Consider the following 22271-nt stretch of genomic DNA (forward strand, 5'->3'; position numbering starts at 1 on the left):
AAAGTGGATGAATTAAAAGTAGCAACTCTTGAAAAGGTGAGAGAACGGACGTATTGGACAGATATTTTATCTGAGGCTCAGCCAGCTGTGCAATTTCCTTATCTTTCACATCGCCTCAATCAAAGAGATGAAGCAGCCAGTCTGACATTTACGATTCCATCTAATCTAAGTAAGAAAATTTTAGAGTCAGCAGGGGAATCGGATTTGCGCATGTTTACCATTTTAATGACTGTAACTGTAGTTTTAATGCATCGTTATAGCGGTAAGTCGGAATTACTGACTGCCGCTCCTATAATTAAGCAAAAAAATACACAAACGGGTATCAATAACATACTTCCATTAAAAGTAGAAATTGAGTCTAAAATGAACTTCAGGGAATGTCTTCAACGTGTAAAGGAGGCAATGAAGGGTGCATTCATTCATCAAAATTACCCTGTGAAAAGTCTCTTAGATGAGCTGTGGATGATACAAAAGAAAAATCAAAATTATTTTGGTTTTTCTCTAATGTTAGAAAACCTTCACCAGGAAACAACACTGAAAGAAATGAATACCGATCTGTTAATTTCATTCAAGCGTGGAGAAGGTGATCACCTTAGTGGGGGGATTTTCTGGAATCTTCGCCATTATGATCAAGAAACAATACGCAGGCTGTCAAGCCATTTCTGTACGCTGGCAGAACAAGCTTTAAATTCACCAGAAAAAGAAGTGTCTGAATATAAAATACTTTCTGATGAAGAGTTGGAACAAATGAAGGTATTCAACCAAATTATACAAACTTATCCTGAGGACAAATCGATTGTTGAATTATTTCAAGAGCAGGTAAGACAAAATCCTGATCATCTTGCGGTTGTTTTTGAGGACGTGCGCTATACGTATCGAGAGGTTGATGATTTGTCAGAGCGCATCGCTATGTTTTTAAGAAAAAAGAATGTAAATCAGAATGAACCAATCGGTCTTATGGTTTATCGTTCGGCCGAAATGATTATTGCGATACTAGGTATATTAAAAGCGGGTTGTCCATATTTACCGATTGATGTTCACCTACCTGTTGAAAGAATATGTTATATGCTTGAAAACAGCTGTACAAAGGTGATTTTGACAAATTCTACAGAAATATTACCGATAGAAAATAGAGATATCATTCTAATTGATGACTTGTTTGATTTCATTGGAAATATGGCGGTTCATAGTGATAAACCTGTACCCACAGATTTGGCTTATGTTTTATATACATCCGGTACAACAGGGAATCCAAAAGGTGTGATGGTTGAACATCGTCAAGTCATAAATTTAGTACATGGACTAAAAAACCGTCATCTTAATAGATTATCATTAGAAAGTCTTCATATCGGAATGCTGGCATCACATATATTTGATGCTTCTGTACAAACGATGTTTCCAGCTCTGCTTTTAGGTCATACTCTTTACATTGCACCTGACAATATTAGAGTGGATGGAAAACAATTATGGTCTTTCTATGAAAAAAACCACATTCATGTGTCAGATGCAACACCTTCACATTTACGTTTAATGACTGAAGCAGTTTCGGATAATGATTCCCATTGCGTTCAAGAATTAAAACTGCTTTTAGTCGGAGGGGAAATTCTAACATCAGAATTAGTGAACCGATTTTTACAAACTTTTAAGAAAAGTAGACCGATTATGACAAATAACTATGGTCCAACAGAATGCTCTGTACAATCTACTGCATTTATAATTCCTGAAGATTGGAATGAAAATGTGATTCCAATTGGAAGTCCAATGCCGAATGAACAAATATATATAGTGGATTCGTTTGATCAACTTGTACCAATTGGTATATTTGGAGAATTATGCATTTCTGGTGATGGTGTCGCAAGGGGATATATAAATCAGCCTGAGTTAACCAATCGAAAGTTCACATGGCTTCCTAGTCTTCCTGATAAAAAAGTGTATCGTACTGGTGATTTAGCGAGATGGCGTTCAGACGGCTTAATAGAATTTTTGGGAAGAAATGATAATCAAGTGAAGATCAGAGGTTTTAGAGTTGAACTGGATGAAATAAAGCAAGCTTTGCTTAATTTTCGAGAACTTGGTCAATGTGTTCGTGAAGTGGTTGTGGTTCCACAGCAAAAAGAATCACAAGATCAATTTCTTTGTGCATATATCATATCAGACAAGCCACTGAATCAAAGAAAGCTGCGGGAATTTTTGAGCACGAAAGTGCCTAGTTATATGATCCCAAGACACTTTATTCGAATTGATAAGTTTCCAATGAATATATCAGGTAAATTGGATTATCGTGCACTTCCTGATCCTGCGGAGCAGATGGTACTCAATGAAACCGTGATAAAGGCTCATAATGAAACTGAAAAAAGACTAATTTCTATTTTTTCCGAAATCTTAAATATCTCAGCTTCACAAATTAGTATTGAAGACAATTTTTTTGATATTGGAGGCAACTCATTTAACATTGTTGAATTGTCACACAAGATACTAAAAGAATTTCATAGAGAAATATCTGTTTTACAATTGTTCCAGTTTACATCTGTATCTGAAATTGCCGCTCTATTAAACAATACACATGATAATCAAAAATTGCTGGACAGTAGTGAAGATGAGGAGGATGAATCTTTTGAATTAGAAAATATCGCGCAATTGTTAGGGGGGAGTAATGATGAGTAAGACAACAGGTTTAGAAATTGCTGTCATAGGTATGGCGTGCCGTTTTCCGGGTGCAAACAATATTAAAGAATTTTGGAGAAATCTAAAAAGTGGTACGGAATCTATCACCTTTTTTTCTAAAGAAGAGTTGTTAAAAGCTGGTGTTAAAGAAGAAGTACTAAATAATGATAACTATGTGCGGGCAAAAGGAACAGTCGATAATTATAATCATTTTGATGCAGAGTTTTTCGGATATTCTAAGCGAGAGGCAGAAGTAATGGATCCACAAATCCGTATGTTTCATGAAGTAGCTTGGGAATCGCTGGAGGATGCGGGGTATAATCCCGAATCTTACGATCAACCAATAGGACTGTTTGGAGCGGCATCAGCCAATTTATATTGGCAGGCATCTTCGATGCTATTACGGAATAATAGCGCATCTGAACAATTTTCAGCTATACAATTAACAGATAAGGATTTTATGAATACGAAAATCTCATACAAGTTAAATTTAACAGGACCAAGTGTAGCAGTTGACACGGCATGTTCATCCTCTTTAACAGCTGTTCATCTTGCCTCTCGTTCCTTACTTACAGGAGACTGTAAAATGGCACTAGCAGGAGGGGTTACGGTGTATTCTCCTCATAAGAAAGGGTATATGTATCAAGAAGGAATGATCATGTCTCCTGATGGCCACTGTCGTGCGTTTGATGCGGAAGCGAGGGGAACCGTCGGTGGAGAAGGGTGTGGTGTGGTTGTATTAAAGACACTTAAACAAGCAATAAAAGATCGTGATCATATTTATGCGGTTATTAAGGGTTCTGCCTATAACAATGATGGTAGTCGAAAAGTTGGTTATACAGCCCCTAGTATTGACGGTCAGGCGGAGGTTATAAAAAAAGCGCTGAAAATCAGCAAAGTAGAACCTGAAAGTATCTCTTATATTGAAGCGCATGGAACGGGTACATCCCTAGGAGATCCAGTAGAAATTGAAGCTTTAAAACAAGCTTTTAATACAAATAAGTACCAATACTGCGGAATAGGATCTGTAAAAACTAATATTGGTCATTTAGATTCAGCGGCTGGAATTGCTGGTTTTATTAAAGTAGCGTTGACTTTATATAAAAAAACATTAATACCAAGTCTTCATTATCGAAAACCGAATCCGAAAATTGATTTTGAGAACAGCCCTTTTTATGTGAATACAACTGTGAAAAAGTGGACGAAGGAAAATGTTTTCCGAGCTGGAGTAAGCTCTTTTGGAATCGGTGGAACAAATGTCCATGTTGTAATGGAAGAGCCACCACTTCAAAGTAGAGATTTTAAGGAATCAAAAATGGATCAATTAATGGTCCTTTCCGCAAGGTCTGAAGAAACAGTTGAAAAATCAGTGGAACGTTTAAAATATTTTATAGCAGAGAATCAGCATATACCGTTAAAGGATATGGCCTATACATTACAGGTAGGACGTAAGCACTTTCCTTATCGTCAGACATTTACTATTGGTCAACATGGTATGACTGGTCATGAATTAAAGCCTTATCGCTGCTTACAGCAGCCTGCAGTTATTTTTATGTTTTCAGGACAAGGTTCTCAGTACGTGAACATGGGAAAAGACTTATATGATAAAGAACCTGTTTTTAAAATGGAAATAGAACGTTGCTTTTCTATCGTAGAAGAAATAGAAGGAGTACATTTCAAAAAGATTTTGTACCCAGAGAATGCTCAGGACACGGCAACAGCTGAGAAATTGATCCATCAGACAGTTTACACGCAGATTATTCTATTTTCTTTTGAATATGCATTAGCTTCTTTATTAATAAGTCGTGGTATTAAGCCTCATTACATGATAGGTCATAGCCTTGGAGAACTGACAGCAGCTTGCTTGTCAGGTGTATTTACCTTAGAGGATGCGCTTAAGATTGTAATAACGAGGGGTAATTTGATGCAAACGATGCCTGAAGGTGACATGGTAAGTGTGGCAATGTCGGCAAAAAATGTAGAAAAAGAGCTAATAGAAGGGATTGAGCTGTCAGCTGTTAATAGCTCGGATCTCTCTGTTGTTTCAGGTTCAACAGAGAAAATGAAAACTTTTGCATTAGGGTTAGAAAAAAAAGGAATCACGGTTCAGTATTTAAAAACATCTCATGCATTTCATTCGAGCATGATGCAAACAGCGTCGATCCATTTTGCGAGAATGCTCAAAGGGATGCATTTTAGAGAACCTTCTATACCATTTCTTTCAAATGTAACTGGTACATGGATTGAAAATGAAGAAGTAATGGATTCAGAATACTGGGCATCGCAAATAAGAAGTAAAGTGGAGTTTGATGCCGGACTACAAACGCTTTTTAATATGGGAGAAGCCATCTTCGTTGAAGTTGGACCGGGAAACACGCTGTGTCAATTTGTCAGAAAACATAAAAATTATTCAAAAAATCACGCAGCAGTAAATTTGATTAGGCATCCAAAGGAAATAGGAGAAGACTATGCGTATTTACTAAATGGAATCGGGAAACTTTGGAAACTAGGTGTCAGTATCAATTGGGGAGAATTCCAAGGAAGTGAGCAATATAAGCGTGTGTCACTTCCGACGTATCCTTTTGAACATCAACGATTTCCTGAGCCTCACGAGTTCTCTGAAAATATGGAAGGAAGACTAAAGGGGCAAATAATATCCATAGATAAGCAACAACCGCCTTTTGATGAATGGTTTTATATTCCAGTCTGGGAGCGGATAGAACCGGCAATCAAATCAATACGTCATCAGGGGAAAAAGGTAATTGTTTTTGAAGAGACAGAGCGTCTAAGTGAGTATTTAAAGAACCAAGGTGCGGAAGTCGTAACAGTTAAAGTGGGTAAAAATTTTTTGGAAATAGGAAAAAATGTATTCGAAGCAGATCATCATCAAACTCCACATTTACAGTTACTCATGAGCAAGTTGAAAGAGAAAGATTTTGTACCTGATGATGTTGTGTGTATGTGGAAACCAGTAGAGGGAGATGAGATGGCGGACTTAGAAAAGACCTTGTCAGGCTATCTTCCGATTTTAGATATTGTGCGATTAATAGGAGCAGATAGCACTAAAAAAGTGAATCTCACTGTTATTACGAACAAAGGGCATGATGTAACAGGAACAGAGCATCTGCAACCTCATCAAGCTGCCATTGCAGGAGTTTGTTTAACAATTCCACAAGAATATAAAAATATTAAATGTAAAAATATTGATCTTTGCCTTGAAGAGAAAGAGTATGACACAGAGGAATGGCCTAGTTTTATTTCATATGAATTAGTAAAAGATGATTCACAAGCAGTTGTTGCATATCGAGGTAAAAGTCGCTGGATACGGGGGACAAAAAAGGTAAGTAAATCTAATAATATCTCAACTTCTAGCATGCTTAAGAAAAAAGGAGTTTATATTATTACCGGAGGACTTGGAGGCATTGGTTTAACATTAGCAGCTTATTTGGCAAAGCATGTTCAGGCAAGGCTTGTTTTAATCAGTCGTACTTCAGTTCCTAAAAGAGAACTATGGCATGAAGAATCAATTCGGGAAACTATTCAAGCCAGAAAAATAAAGAAACTGTTGGAGTTAGAAAAGCTTGGGGCAGAATTACTCGTTATAGAAGCTGACATATCAGAAGAGGATATGCTTCAAAAGGCTATAGCTAGAACAATAGAGCGATTTGGTGGTGAGATAAACGGTATCATTCATGCAGCTGGGATTGCTGACGGGAAAATGATTCATACAAGATCAATAGAAGATGAGAAAAAGATATTGAGAGCAAAATTAAAGGGTACATTGCTATTACGAAAGATATTAAAAGATAAAAAAATAGATTTCTTTCTTCTTTGTTCCTCCCTTGTTTCATTTTTAGGTGCTGGTGGACAGGTAGCTTATGCAGCAGCTAATGCCTTTTTGGATAGCTATGCACATGCTGCTATGAGAGAAGGAAAAAATGTAATAACGGTGAATTGGGATCGTTGGGATAAAGTTGGAATGTCATTTGAATGGGAAACTGCTGGCTTATTATCTCGATCACTTAAGGAACGGGAAAGTGAAAATAATGGAATGCAACCTGCTGAAGGGGCACAAGCATTCATAGAAGTATTGCAGCTTGGTTATCCGCAAGTTCTTGTCTCGTTAAGTGATTTAAATACAAGAATAGAAAATAGATTGTATCAAACAGTTGAGAAACAGCAGGATGCAACAGTTACTAAAAATGATTTAGGTAGTCTTGAAGAAAAGTTGACTAACATTTTTAAAGATTTTTTCCATTCTCAACAGACTGATATAAATGAGAATTTCTTCGAACTAGGGGCGTCTTCACTTGATTTACTCCAAGTGAGTGGAATCATAAAATCTGAATTGGGGTTGGAGGTTCCTGTTGTCATGATGTACAGCCATCCATCAATAGCATCTTTAGCAAATGCTATAAAATCCCAGCATGGGTACAATGAACAGGAAAATGTAAAAAAAATTGACAGACAGCAAGCGATAAACGAAGGGAAAAACCGTAGGAAACAGCGTTTAATACGAAAATAAATGTAACCCACACTTTAATTTTAGATAGGAGAGTGAAATCTATGTCAGATGAGAAGTCATGGACTGAATCAGGATTGGAAGTTGCCGTCATCGGATTGGCAGGGAAATTTCCTGGTGCGAAAAACATTAATGCCTATTGGGAAAATATATCAAAGGGAAAAGAATCGGTTACCTTTTTTTCAGATGAAGAATTAAAGGAGGCGGGGGTTACTGAAAAATTTCTACAACATGCCAATTATGTAAAAGCAAAACCAATCATTGATAACGTTTCTAAATTTGATGCCGATTTTTTCGGATATTCTCCTAGAGAAGCTACATTAATGGACCCGCAAATTAGGATGATGCATGAATGTACATGGGAGGCTTTAGAACATGCAGGTTGTGATCCGGAACGTTACGATGGATCAATTGGTTTATATGCAGGTGCATCAAGTAATCTTTCGTGGATGGGAGAGCATTTATCTTCTTTACAAAAGAATGAAGATACGTTTCAAATCATGAATTTAAATCATTCATCTTTCGCTTCACGAATTGCGTATAAGCTCAATTTGAAAGGGCCGAGTGTATCTGTACAGACCGCGTGTTCAACCTCCCTTGTAGCAATCCATATGGCATGTCAAGGGCTTATCGGCGGTGAGTGTGATTTAGCTTTAGCAGGTGGGGTGTCACTCAATCTGCCGCACAAAGCAGGTTATTTTTATCAAGAGGGGATGATTTATTCACCTGATGGTCATTGTCGGCCATTTGATAAAAAGGCACAGGGAACGATTTTCGGAGAAGGTGTGGGGGTTGTTGCTTTAAAGCGTTTAAAAGACGCAAAAGAAGACGGGGATTTTATTTATGCTGTTATCAAGGGTTCAGCTATTAATAATGATGGAAATAATAAAGCTGGTTTTACAGCACCAAGTGTAGAAGGACAGGCAAGTGTGATAGAAATGGCAATGGAAATGGCGGAAATTGAACCTGATTCCATTGGGTATATTGAAGCGCATGGAACTGGAACTCCTATAGGGGATCCAATAGAAATTGAGGCATTGACACGTGCGTTTAAAACTGATAGAAAAGCCTTTTGCGCGCTAGGATCTGTAAAAGCTAATATTGGTCATCTTGACGCAGCATCTGGTGTAGCTGGTTTGATCAAAACAGTGATGATGTTGCATCATAAGAAATTCGTTCCAGCTCTTCATTTTGAGAAACCGAACCCAAGTATTCGCTTTCAGGAAACACCGTTTTATGTGAATACAGAACTGAAAGCATGGGATTTACCACATGGTCCAAGAAGAGCGGGGGTCAGTGCTTTCGGAATAGGTGGCGCAAATGCTCATGTTATTCTTGAAGAATCACCGAATATGCAAGAAGAATCAAAACCGAAGGAGGAGGTATCTTCTGAACTGATTTTAATTTCTGCAAGAACAAAAAATGAGCTTATGAAGTTAGCGGAAAATCTCAGGAATTATGTACATGATCATCCTGAAATACCGCTTTCTCAAATTGCGCACACATTAAAAATAGGGAGAAAGCATTTTAAACACAGATATTCTTTGGTTTGCTCAAGTACACAAGAATTACAAGAAATGTTGAATATTAACCCTCTGAAGATCAATGAAACAGTCAAAAAAATTAAAAACAAATCTTTTATCTTATCAGGAGAAAGTCAAGAGAGACTAAGAAGCTATATGCAGCTTTACCGTTTGGACAGACAATTTCAGGAAGAAGTGAATACTTATTTAAGACTATCTCAAGCGGTTTTAGATGAAGATATTAATGGTTTTTTTGCAGAATGTTTTGCAAATCCCAAAAAAATTGGCATGAAACATACACTCGGTCTTTCTTATGTCGTAATGTTCATTATGGAATATGCATCCTCGTGTTTTTTACAAAAAAATGGTATCAAGCCAGATAAGCTTATTGGAAGAGGATTTGGAGAGTTCACTGCAGCATGTGTAGCTGGTGTTTTTAAGCTGGAAGATGCGATATCTATTGCTTATAAAAGGGGCGAACTGATTAGTTACTCACCTACGGGAAAAATGATTGGAATTCCTTTATCCGAACAAGAAATCTCTTCTTATTTGGAAAATACGTTATCATTGGCGCTGATAGAAGAAAAATACTGTGTCGTATCTGGTATTGAAGAGGACGTACGTAGATTAGAGGAATGCCTTAAAGAACAAGCGATCCATGTGGATTTATTGGATATGGATTGTGCACTACAGTCAGTTGTTATGAGGGAAGCGGCTGATGAATTATTTAAGTTGATTCAATCTGTTCCGTTGAATCCACCTAAGATTCCATTGGTTTCTTCAGTGACAGGGAAGATATTAACTAATATTGAGACGGTTGATGCTCAATATTGGACCTCTCAGATATGCAAACCAATTAGATTTTCTCAGACTATAAAGGAAAGTTTAAAAGAAGAAAATATCGTGTATATTGACTTGCGTTTACTGACAGACTCCTGTGTTTTTACAAGCTATCAAGTAGCAGATAGATTGGAGAATATAAGTGATGAGACAAAAAGCGGTAATTTTATATTATCAATCTTGGGGATGATGTGGAAACTAGGTGTGGATATTGATTTTACAACTTTAAAGCATTCTCAACATATAAAGAAAGTTCCTTTACCAACTTATCCATTTACGAGAAAGGATTTCGCATTTTCAAATGTACAAAAAGATATAAAGCTCAACATAGATCAGTCCGAAATTCAAGAATTTGTCTCATTCATGCCGCTCTCTTCTCTTGAAAAAGAAATAAATTTAATGATTAGGAACCATTTTGGATTTCGGGAATTAGATGACCAAGTGCCATTTTTTGAGTTGGGTGCATCTTCACTCGACATATCACAGTTAGCAGTAAAATTGACTGAGAAGCTGCAACTAAAAGTAGAAACGGTTCTTCTTTACCAGTTTTCCACTGTTAATAGCCTTGCTAAGCATCTGCATCAGAAGTATAAAAAGACGTTTAAACAAAGAAAGCCATCTTCAAGAGACAATGAAAATCAAGTAGATGATAAGGAGCTTTATAATCAAAGTGATATTGCTATTATTGGAATGGCTGGACGTTTTCCGGGTGCAAGTACGTTAGAGGAATTTTGGAATAATCTTGTTCAGGGTAAAGAATCAATCAGTTTTTTCAATGATGAAGAATTAAAAGCATCTGGTGTGGATGAAAACTTGATGAAACATCCTAACTTTGTAAATGCAAAAGGTATTGTTGAGAACATTGATATGTTTGATGCTGACTTTTTTCAGTATTCTTCTAGAGAAGCAGAGCTTATGGATCCGCAATTTAGACTTTTGCATGAATGTGCATGGGAAGCATTAGAGGATGGAGGATGTGACCCAGAGCGCGTAAATGGGAAAATCGGTGTATTTACTGGAACGAGTCCAAATTTTGAATGGATAAATCGATCAGCAGCAAATTTGAAAGGGACAGAGCAATTCAGTTCTATGTTGTTAAATGACAGAGAATTTTTTAGTACACAGTTGGCATATAAATTAAATTTACATGGTCCGAGTATTACGATGCAGACCGCCTGCTCGACTTCTTTGGTTAACATTGGGATGGCTTGTCAGGCATTATTAAATGGATCATGTGACGCTGCACTTGCTGGTGGGATTACAGTGGGAATACCGCATAAATCCGGCTATATATATCAAGATGGGATGATTCAATCCCCAGATGGTCATTGTCGTCCTTTTGATGGAGATGCAAAGGGAACAGTATTTGGAGATGGGGCAGGGATTGTTTTATTAAAAAGGTATGAGGATGCTGTTAAAGAAGGGCATACAATCCATGCTGTTATTAAGGGCATAGGCATAAATAATGATGGAAGTCGTAAAGTTGGATTTACAGCGCCAAGTGTAGAAGGACAGGCAGATGCGATTCGGGAAGCATATAAGAGTGCTAATATCGACCCCCAGACTATTGGATATATTGAAACTCATGGGACCGGAACGCAAATGGGGGATCCAATAGAAATTGAAGCATTAGGTCATGTGTTTGAAAATAAGAATCAACGATTAATACCAATTGGATCTGTAAAAAGTAACGTTGGTCATTTAAACAGTGCGGCAGGGATTGCAGGGCTTTTCAAAGCAGTGTTGGCTTTGAAATATAAAACAATTCCTCCAAGCCTTAATTATAAAACACCAAATAAGAATATAAATTTTGCCGAAACGCCGTTTTATGTTACTGAACAAGCAATGTATTGGAAGGAATCTGATTATCCAAGAAGAGCAGGTGTGAGTTCATTTGGTATTGGGGGAACCAATGCGCATATCGTTATAGAGGAACCGATAAATCAAGAGAGTATGAAGGCGTCAAGGAACAATCATTTATTGTTATTGTCGGCGAAAACAGAGACGGCTTTGGAGACAATGACGGATAATTTGAAAGATTTTATACGTAAACATCCGAAAGTTCCTATTGAAGATATAGCACACTCATTACAAGTTGGTAGAAAACAATTTCCATATAGAAAAACAGTTGTTTTTTCTAACAAAAATGAATGGATTGACCAAGGGTATACTGGTCATTTAGAAATGACAGGGGTACAAAGTAAAAATAGCCGTACGGTTGCGTTTATGTTTTCAGGACAGGGGTCACAATATACTGGTATGTTAAAAGATTTATATCAGGAGGAAATAATTTTCCGTCAGGAAGTAGATTACTGTTTTGATTATGTAAGAGATAACTATGAAGTAGATTTAAAACGGATTGTGTTCTCTGAATCTAACGAAACTGAGAGTTTAACCCAAACATCAGAAGTACAACCGCTCCTTTTTATTTTTGAATATGCACTTGCGAAGCTTTTGCAAAGCTTTGGTATTATTCCGGATTATATGATAGGTCATAGTATAGGAGAATATACAGCTGCCTGTCTATCGGGTGTGTTTTCTCTAGAAACGGCTTTGGATCTTGTTGTAATGCGAGGCAGACTGATGCAAAGTGTGAAACCAGGTGCAATGATGAGTGTAGCACTTTCGGAAGAAGAACTTTTGCCAATGTTATATGGGAATTTATCAATTGCTGCTGTAAATGCTCAAAATTTATGTGTTGTGTCAGGTGAAAAAGAAGATATTAATCGATTTGAAGCCCAGCTTACAGAGAAAGGGATTGTCACACGCCACTTGTATACATCACATGCGTTTCATTCATATATGATGGAACCTGTTCTTCAAGAATTTGAAAAGGTCATTAAGGAATTAGATTTACAAAAACCACGTATTCCTTATATTTCAAATTTAACAGGAACATGGATTGACAGTGAGCAGGTGCTGACTCCTGCTTATTGGACAGAGCATCTTCGCGAAACAGTACGCTTTTACGATGGATTAGAACAAATTTTAAAAGATGAGCATGTGACATTAATTGAAATTGGACCAGGAAATAGTCTGACAGCATTAGCCAAAAGGCATCAAAAACGAACAAATAACCAGGAAGTACTGAATATAGTTAGACATGTTCACGAAAAAGCTAATGATCATGTATATTTTCTAAAATGTTTAGGTCAGCTATGGATGACGGGCTGTGAGATTGATTGGAAAGGATATTATAAAAATGAAACGAGAAAGATTATACATCTGCCAGCTTATCCATTTGAAAAGAAAAAGTATTGGATTGAAGCCAATAAGCTAATTGAGATTCATGCTTTTGATTCTTCATCCGAGGATAAAAAGAAACCAATGGATGAATGGTTTTACTTACCTTCTTGGGAACGTAAGCCACAGTGTCCATGTATACAACATGACAAGGTAGAAATCGATAGTCAACAAAATCGGGTTTGGTTAATTTTTTATGAAGAAACTGATTTTAGTGATCAATTGATACGAAAAATTGAACAAGATGGAGGGCAAGTGGTTATTGTAAAGAAAGGGGTGGACTTTGAAGAAGAGGGAGAACTAGTTTATAAGATTAACCCAGCTAAATCCAGTCATTATAAACGTCTGCTAGAATCGATTGACTTAAATAGTATGATGCCTGATCGTGTCATTCATTTATGGGGGATTTCAGACAATGATGAAATTGAACAAGACGTTCAATTTCAAGTACACAATGAAAGTGGTTATTATAGTTTAATTTTCTTGGCACAAGCAGCCGGGATACAAAAGAATATAAAAGAATGTCAGATATTTATCTTAACAAGTAATATTCATGAGGTGACTGGGGATGAACATATATGTGCTGAGAAGGCTACAGTGCTTGGACCTTGTAAAGTCATTTCCCAGGAGTATAGCCATATTAAGTGCTGGAATATTGATATTGCTAAACCTCCTATACGTATAACCTGGAAAGAAGAAGATCTATTAAAGCAAATTTGGTCTGAACTTAAGTATCCGGGAAAAGATCAACTGATTGCATATAGGAATGGACGCAGATGGATTCAGAATTATAAAAAGATGAGCCTGGCAAAAGAAGATGGTCTACCTAAAATGATTCGTTCTGGAGGAACGTATTTAATTACCGGTGGATTAGGGGGTATTGGATTTGTTTTATCGAAAATGCTGGCAAAAACAGGCGGCGTTCAGTTGGTTTTAACAGGGAGAAGTGCTTTACCACCTCGTGATCAATGGGAAAGTTGGATGAATAAAAAAGGAGAAAAAGATCCTGTAACAGTAAAAATTAAGAAAATAAAAGAATTAGAAAGACTAGGTTCAAGAGTGACAGTTTTACAGGCTGATTCTGGTAATCTATATCAAATGCAGGCTGTTTTTAAAGAAATTCATGCAACATATGGACAATTAAATGGTGTTTTTCATGCAGCTGGTTTGCCAGGAAGTACATCTTTTAGAGCGATTAAAGATATCCCGAAAGAAATCGATCAAGGAGAGGATCAATTTCAGTCAAAGGTCAAAGGCTTAACTGTGCTTGGAACATTACTGCGGCGAGAGGAAGTAGATTTCTGTCTTTTATTTTCATCAATTAGTTCACTGCTTGGTGGACTCGGTTTTTCAGCTTATTCTGCAGCGAATATATACATGGATGCCTTTGCACAAAGGATGAATCAGGAAAGTAAAACTCCTTGGATTTGTATCAATTTTGATGCCTGGAATTTCTGGGGAGAGCATGATTCGACACTCGGAGAATCCATTACTAATCTTGCTATTATGCCAGAAGAAGGGGCGGATCTGTTTAGTTATTTATTATCAGATGTTCAGAATCGCCATATATTGATTTCAACAGGGGACCTAGAGGAACGGATTAATCAATGGACTAGCTTTGAAACAAGAACACTGCTCAAGGAAGAAAAGAAAACATCAATACACACAAGACCGGATTTAAAAAACTCATATGTAGCTCCTAGAAATCGGATTGAACAAGTAACTTGCCAAATTTTTCAGGATTTCCTTGGTCTTGAGCAAGTGGGCATTCATGATAATTTCTTTGATCTCGGCGCAAATTCTCTAGATATTGTTCAAATAACAAATCGTGTGAATAAAGAATTAGGGACAAATGAAGCCGTAGTTACGTTATTTACTTATCCGTCAGTAGCTGAACTAGCACAACATTTGAATCCTACTCAAGAAGATAGCAATGAGGATTATGAAAAGGAAGTAGTACTAGCAGGATTAGATAGCAGAAAAAATCGTGTTCGTAATCAAAGAAACAAAAGATTGAGAGGCGGCGATAATGATGAAAAATCAAACTTATAATTATCACGGTGGAGAGATTGCTGTAATTGGAATAGCTGGGCGTTTTCCAGGAGCTAAAAATATTGAGCAATTTTGGGACAATATTATAAATGGAAAAGAATCAATTTCCTTTTTCAGTGAAGAAGAACTGAAAAGTGAAGGGGTAGAGGAGTCTTTATTGAAGAATCCTCGTTTTGTTAAAGCAAAAGGAATAGTAGATGATATTGATTTATTTGACGCTGATTTTTTTGATTATACTCCAAAAGAAGCAGCAATAATGGATCCTCAATTTAGAATTTTTCATGAGTGTGTATGGACAGCTTTAGAAGATGCTGGCTATGATCCTTTCACATACAAAGGACAAATTGGATTATATGCGGGTGCTGGAATTAATGCTGATTGGATGATGAGAACTCTGCAAGGTGTACAAGCAGGAGGAGATTCCAAAGTTTTAGAAACCGCTGTTTTAAATATGCGCGATTATCTAACCACACTCATTTCCTATAAACTCAATTTAAAAGGACCGAGTATGATGGTACAGACTGCATGCTCGACTTCGATGGTATCCATTCATCTTGCAGCTCAGGCATTATTGAGCGGAGATTGTCATATGGCTGTAGCAGGCGGAGTGTCTATCCGTCTTCCTCAAAAATCGGGTTATCTTTATCAAGAAGGAATGATTCATTCACCAGATGGTCACTGCCGTGTTTTTGATGACCAAGCAGAAGGAACAGTGTTTGGAGACGGGGCGGGAGCTGTTGTACTAAAAACACTTGAAGATGCATTAGAAGACAGGGACCATATTTATGCGGTTATTAAAGGAACAGCTATTAATAATGATGGAAATCTAAAAGTTGGCTACACAGCACCGAGTACGAAAGGGCAAGTAAGAGCTATCAAGACAGCATTAAATATAGCAGAGGTGGATCCAGAGACAATCACATATTTAGAGGCTCATGGTACAGGAACAACACTTGGAGACCCTATTGAGATTGAAGCCTTAAAACAAGCTTTTCAGACTAAACAGTATGGATTTTGTCGAATTGGTTCGGTTAAATCTAACATTGGTCATTTGAATGATGCTTCTGGTGTTGCAGGGTTTATTAAAACAGTTTTAAGTTTACAGCACAAACTGATTCCTCCAACAATCAATTTTGAAAAACCGAATGCTAAAATTGATTTTGAGAAATCACCATTTATTGTAAATACATCTCTGGTTCCATGGGAAGAGAAAAATTTCCCTCGTCGTGCTGGTGTCAGTTCATTTGGAATAGGAGGAACGAATGCCCATGTGATTTTAGAAGAAGCACCATCAGTCCAAAGATCATTTGCAGATGAACCTTCTGATCAACTTATACTGTTATCTGCAAAAACACCAGCCGCATTAGAAAAAATGACTACAAAGTTTGCCGAGTATCTTATTAAAAATCAGCAAATCAACCTGGCTGATGTATCGTATACACTTCAAAGAGGAAAACACGTTTTTCCTTATAAGAAAGCGATTGTAAGTAAGGATGTTCCAGAACTGCTTGATATAATTAATGAAAATAGAAAAGACAAGATGAAATTAGCAAGCTCCCAAACTTCTAGCAGACCTGTTGTCTTTTTATTTCCGGGTCAGGGTACACAGTACGTTGATATGGGAAGAGAATTATATGATACTGTTCCTGCTTTTAAAGCTGAACTAGACAAATGTCTGAATCTATTACAGCAGTTTATGAGAGTTGATCCTCGTACTGTTTTATTTACTGACTCAAAGGACCATGATTCGGATCTAATTAATCAAACTGAATTTACACAACCTCTTCTTTTTAGTATCGAGTACGCCTTAGCAAAGACACTTATTCATTGGGGGATTAAGCCGGAAGCTATGGTGGGACACAGTATAGGGGAATATACTGCAGCAGCAATTTCAGGTGTTATGTCCTTAGAAAATGCTTTAGAAATTGTGGCGTACAGAGGTAGCACTTTGCAAAGCTTACCTTCAGGCTCTATGCTAAGTGTGGAACTTAGTGAAGCAGATTTAAAGAATTATTTAGAAGATAATGTATCGATTGCAGCTGTCAATTCAACTAGTTTGTGTGTTGTATCTGGAAAAGCAGATACACTGGATGCGTTAGAAAAAAGGTTGACTGTAGATGGACACATATCTAGGAAACTTTATACTTCGCATGCGTTTCATTCAGCTATGATGGATCCTATTGTACAGCCTTTTAAAGATAAATTGTTAGAATTCTGTTTTGAAAGCCCAAGTATTCCGTTTGTTTCAAATGTAACAGGGGATTGGATAACTAATGCAGAGGCTACTAATCCAAGATATTGGGCAAATCACCTGCGCGGAACTGTTCGTTTTATGGATTGTGCAAAGCGTTTACAAGAAGAGTTGAACCCGATTTTTATTGAGGTTGGACCAGGCAATTCACTCAGTTCCTTTATTCACAAAATGGATCAAGAAGAACAAGTATCTGCTATTCAATTGTTGCGGCACCCTAAGGAGCAATGTTCGGATTACCGTTATCTTTTAATTAGATTGGGAGATATGTGGCTTCAAGGGATACCGATTGATTGGAAAGCAATTCATCAAGTAGAAAAGCGTCATACGGTACCGCTACCTACTTATCCGTTTGAGAAAGAACGTTATTGGATCGATAAAGTAACGGAAGGGCCTGATATAGCCTTATCTTCTGAGTTTAAACTTGTAATTCCTAACAGCCCGAAAACTGATAATAAACAAAATGGTTCGAATTATAACGTGGATTTTAATGCAACTGAGGTTGTATTGGCTAATATGTGGAAGGATATTCTCGGAATTAACCAAGTTAATATTGATACCCATTTCTTTGAAATGGGAGGGCATTCTTTAAATGCTACGGGATTAATATCAAGAATTCACAGAGAATTTGGGGTAGAATTAACATTAAGCGATATATTTAAGCATCCAACAATACAAACACTTGCAGAACTTATTGAACGTTCAGAAAGAAATCAATATACAGCAATTACACCTGCTGAAGTGAAGGATGTATATAGGCTATCAGCAGCTCAAAAGAGAACGTTCCTTGTTCATCAAAGAATAGGGAAAATGACCACTTATAATATGCCAATGGCGCTAATATGCTATGGTCCAATGGATGTGAAACGTTTTGAAAAGACTTTTAAACAGCTAATTGAAAGGCATGAAACACTTCGTACGACATTTGAATTGAAGGATGGAGAACCTGTACAAAAAATTCATCGTGAGTTTGATTTTGCAATTGAAATAACTGAATCAGATATGGAAAATTTAGATAAGGAAATAGATGATTTTATTCGTCCTTTTGATTTAAAAGTGTCCCCTTTAATTCGTGTGAAGTTTGTAAAATTAGATAATAGAAAGCATGCTTTATTGGTTGATATGCATAATATTGTTGCTGATGGCGCGAGCATGAATATTTTTATTAAGGAATTTACGCAGTTGTACAAAGGTGAGGGTCTACCTGAAATAAAAGTACAATATAAGGATTACGCTGAATGGCAGCACGCATATTTCCAAAGTGATATGTTCTATAAACAAAAACAATATTGGATTCAGCAACTTGAAGCTGATGTACCGCAATTAGCAATGCCGCTTGATTTCGAACGAACAGAAAAGAGCTTTCTTGGAAAAGCCATCAAATTTACAATTGACCCTAAAATCGTGAAAAAACTTGAACAGATTGGTGATCAGTATCGCTTGACAAACAATGTACTGTTATTTCAATTATATGGAATTTTGCTTTCGCGTTATACAAATCAGCAGGAGCTAATGATTGGGTCTTTAGTTGCTGGCCGACGTCATGCTGACATAGAGTATACAATTGGGATGTTTACTAATTTTCTACCGATAAGGCTTCGAATTAATCAAGAACAATCTTTTATTGATAATGTATTGAAAACAAAGCAGACTCTACTTGAAGCATATGATCATCAAGATTATCCGTTTAATCAAATTGTTGAAGAATTGTGTCCTAAGACCGAACCAAACCGCAATCCTTTATTTGATACGATGTTGATTTACCATAATGAATATGATCCAAATATTAAAATGGAAGCAGATGGAATGAAATTTGAGACTTATGAGTTTGCAAAAGGTATATCGAAACTGGATATGAAAATGGACGTAGTTAAAGAGGTAACAGGAGAATTAAAATGTGTACTTCAGTATAATAGTTCATTATTTAAATCAGAATCCATGCAGGCATTTGTCTCGCATTTCAGTTCATTGATTGAAAAAGTAAGTGATCAGCCTCAAGAAATTATGAAAAATATACCAATACTTAGTCCGAAAGAACAGGAAGAAGCAAAAAAGAAGAGGGTGACAACAAACAAAATTTCAAACTCGACTTTATTAACTGTGAGTTCGACTTTTATAGCTAATCCACTTGCTCCATACATTAGATGGTGGGGAGAACAGTTTGATTTGAATGTTGAAATTGAATTTTCTCCCTATGGACAAGTCTTTCAAGAATTATTAAATAAAGATAGTTTGTTATCTCGTCGTAAAAAAGGAGCGAATCTTCTAATGATCCGTTTAGAGGATTTAATGGGAGATGCAAGTCTATCAGAAAAAGAGAAAATGCAGCATTTACAACAGAATTTGTTTGATCTTTTAAATATCATTAAGAATATAGAAAAGCATGTACCTTACCTGATTGGAATTCTTCCACTTAGAGAAATATTTAATAGTCAATTCCAGAAACAGCTTGAGAGAATACAGAAAGACTGGATTGAAGGTTTAACTAGAATTGAAAATATTCATCTTATAGATTTCCGTCCATTGAGGGAGACATATCAATTAGATGAAGTATTTGATTATCAAGCTGAAAAAGCTGCGCATATTCCATTCACTGAAAATTATTATGCAGCATTAGGAACGAGAATTGCACGCGAATTAATTGCTTGGCTGAAAGTGCCGTTCAAAGTTGCTGCAATTGATTGTGACCATACATTATGGAAAGGTGTGGTTTCTGAGGTTGGTGTTGAAGGGATTGAAATAACAAAGGCTCATCAAGAATTACAGAAGTTTTTAAAGAAAAAACAAGAGGAAGGATTACTACTTGTTCTTTGTAGCAAAAACAATGAAGAAGATGTATGGAGCGTGTTTGATCATCATCCAGATATGATATTAAAGAAAAGTGATTTTGTTGATCATCGTATTAACTGGGGACAAAAGAATGATAACATTGTAGAACTTGCCAAAGAATTAAACTTATCCACCGATCGTTTTATTTTCTTGGATGATGATCCCGCTCAATGTTTAACAATGAACCAGCGACTTCCAGATGTCCTTACGCTACTTTTACCGACTAGCACTGAAGCGATTCCTCTGTTTTTGGAGCATGTATGGGCATTTGATCATTTTCATGTGACTGATGAAGATAAAAAACGAACGGAAAGATACTTGGCAGAAAAAGAGCGGAAATTGGCTCTTCACACAGCATCTTCTGTTGAGGATTTTCTCAGTACTCTAAATTTAAAGGTCAGTTTAAATCGTATAGTAGAAGAACATCTACCTCGCATTTCTCAAATGACTGCTAGAGTTAATCAGTTTAATATGAATCCAGCTGTTTATGATGAGCAATGGCTCCGCCAACAGTTGAATTCAAAGGGGAGAGTTGGATGGGTTGTTGAATCTACTGACCGATTTAGCGATGAGGGGATAATCGGAGTGATCCTGGCAAAACAGGCACAAGACACTTTATTCATTGATACCTTTTTAATAAGTTGCCGAGCACTTGGAAAAGGAATTGAAAGTAAGGTGTTATCAGGTATCGCTAAATATTGTCGAAACGAACAGCTTAAGTATATAAAGTTTAAATATGTTGATTCAGGGAAAAACCAGCCTTTTAAAGTATTTATGCATACACACGATATACATCTGATAGATGTGGATGATCAATCGATGTATCACATTGCAGTGAAAAATATTCCTGATTATAGTCCGTATATCGAGTACTACACAGATAAAAAAATAACATTGATTAAACAAGATGAATCGGATAAAGCTGCTGAATATGAAGTAAAAAGGGATCGATTAGCAAAAAGTTCAGTTTATCAATGGGATGTGTTATATCCTGAAAAATCTATGCATACATCATACTTACGTGCCCTTGAAACGAATTGTCCTGAAAAACTTCAATCTTTATTAGTGAGAAAAAATCAAAAATTCAGTTTACAAGAAGTTGAATCAATGACTGAGCAAGAAACAATTCTTATGAATATATGGAAAGATATCCTCAAATTAGATAAAATAGGAATGCGCCAAGACTTTTTCAGTTTAGGAGGAAATTCGCTGTTAGCTATCAAAATGGAAGTGGAAATAGAAAAAAAAGGATGGGTTGTTGATAATATGAATTTTGCGACGGAACATACAATTAGAGGGCTCGCAAAATGTATGAGGAGAGAGAATCAGCATGCATAAAGATATAAAAGCTATTTTTAATGAAGAAGAGATAATAAAAAAAGCAGCAAAAATATATGGGTTTAATAGAGAAGATGCTCATTTTCTTGCTGATGCAGAAAATTATGTATATGAATTTTCGAAAGATCGAGTATCATATATTTTGAAAATTACTCATACAATTCGCAGAATACCTGAATATATTATGGGAGAAATGGAATGGCTTCACCATTTAATAAAGGGAGGACTCTCTGTTTCCAGACCAATTCCATCACTAAAAGGAAATTATATTGAAGAAGTATCTGATGGAAAGGGTGAGGGTGGCGCATTTTTATTGAGAGTTTATGAGAAAGCCACCGGTCATAAAGTAGAGGCGTCAGATTGGAACGAAGAATTATTTTATCAGCTTGGAAAGTATACAGGTAACATGCATCGTTTAACAAAAAGCTATCAGTTAAGTAATTCTGCATATAAAAGACAAGAGTGGGATGAAGAGGAACAATTAAAATTGAGAAAATACGTACCAAAAGATCAAACAATTGTTTTTCAACAGGCAGATAAGTTAATGGATGCACTACGTCAATTACCAAAGGATCGAGATAATTATGGGCTAGTCCATGCGGATTTGCATCACGGTAATTTTTGCTGGGATAATGGTAAAATTACCATGTTTGATTTTGATGATGTAGGCTACAACTGGTTTGTAAATGACATTAGCATTCTATTATACAATGTTTTATGGTACCCAGTGATTCCATATGAAGATAAGGCAGCGTTCACGGAAAAATTTATGCGTAATTTTCTGAAAGGGTATGAAGAACACAATAAGCTGGATTTAAATTCCTTAGAGAGAATTCCTGATTTTCTACGTTTACGTCACATGCTCATCTATGGATTATTACATCAGGCTTTTGATTTTGATACAATTGGCCAAGAAGAAAAAGATATGCTTGCTAGATTTAAAGATGAAATAGAGAATCAAACTCCTATCACGGACTTTAATTTTACGGCATTAACAAAATAGAATAGG

The 22271-nt window shown here is 36.5% G+C and carries 5 protein-coding genes; all 5 read left to right on the forward strand.

The annotated features are described in order from the left end of the window. The first annotated feature begins 3 nt into the window (after window positions 1–3). Genes Y7E_RS0112525 through Y7E_RS0112545 form a run of 5 tightly spaced genes read left to right on the forward strand, consistent with a single transcriptional unit; the run spans window position 4 to window position 22265 of the window. The gene (locus Y7E_RS0112525; protein ID WP_017151598.1) at window positions 4–2664 is read left to right on the forward strand and encodes a non-ribosomal peptide synthetase; all 2661 of its coding nucleotides are present in this window, start codon (window positions 4–6) and stop codon (window positions 2662–2664) included. After that, window positions 2657–7189 (forward strand): type I polyketide synthase, encoded by a 4533-nt coding sequence (locus tag Y7E_RS0112530; protein ID WP_017151599.1) that lies wholly within the window; start codon window positions 2657–2659, stop codon window positions 7187–7189. Before Y7E_RS0112525 ends, Y7E_RS0112530 begins: the two co-directional genes overlap by 8 nt. 41 nt (window positions 7190–7230) lie before the next feature. After that, window positions 7231–14844, forward strand: coding sequence for a type I polyketide synthase (locus tag Y7E_RS0112535; protein ID WP_017151600.1), 7614 nt, complete (start codon window positions 7231–7233; stop codon window positions 14842–14844). Continuing rightward, the gene (locus Y7E_RS0112540) at window positions 14822–21262 is read left to right on the forward strand and encodes a type I polyketide synthase (RefSeq protein WP_017151601.1); all 6441 of its coding nucleotides are present in this window, start codon (window positions 14822–14824) and stop codon (window positions 21260–21262) included. Before Y7E_RS0112535 ends, Y7E_RS0112540 begins: the two co-directional genes overlap by 23 nt. Further along, a complete protein-coding gene (locus Y7E_RS0112545; RefSeq protein ID WP_017151602.1) occupies window positions 21255–22265 on the forward strand; it encodes a phosphotransferase enzyme family protein in 1011 nt (336 codons plus the stop codon). The genes Y7E_RS0112540 and Y7E_RS0112545 overlap by 8 nt, the downstream gene beginning before the upstream one ends. Window positions 22266–22271 lie beyond the last annotated feature (6 nt).

It is taken from the genome of Bacillus bingmayongensis, from assembly GCF_000299035.1.
GTDB lineage: Bacteria > Bacillota > Bacilli > Bacillales > Bacillaceae_G > Bacillus_A > Bacillus_A bingmayongensis.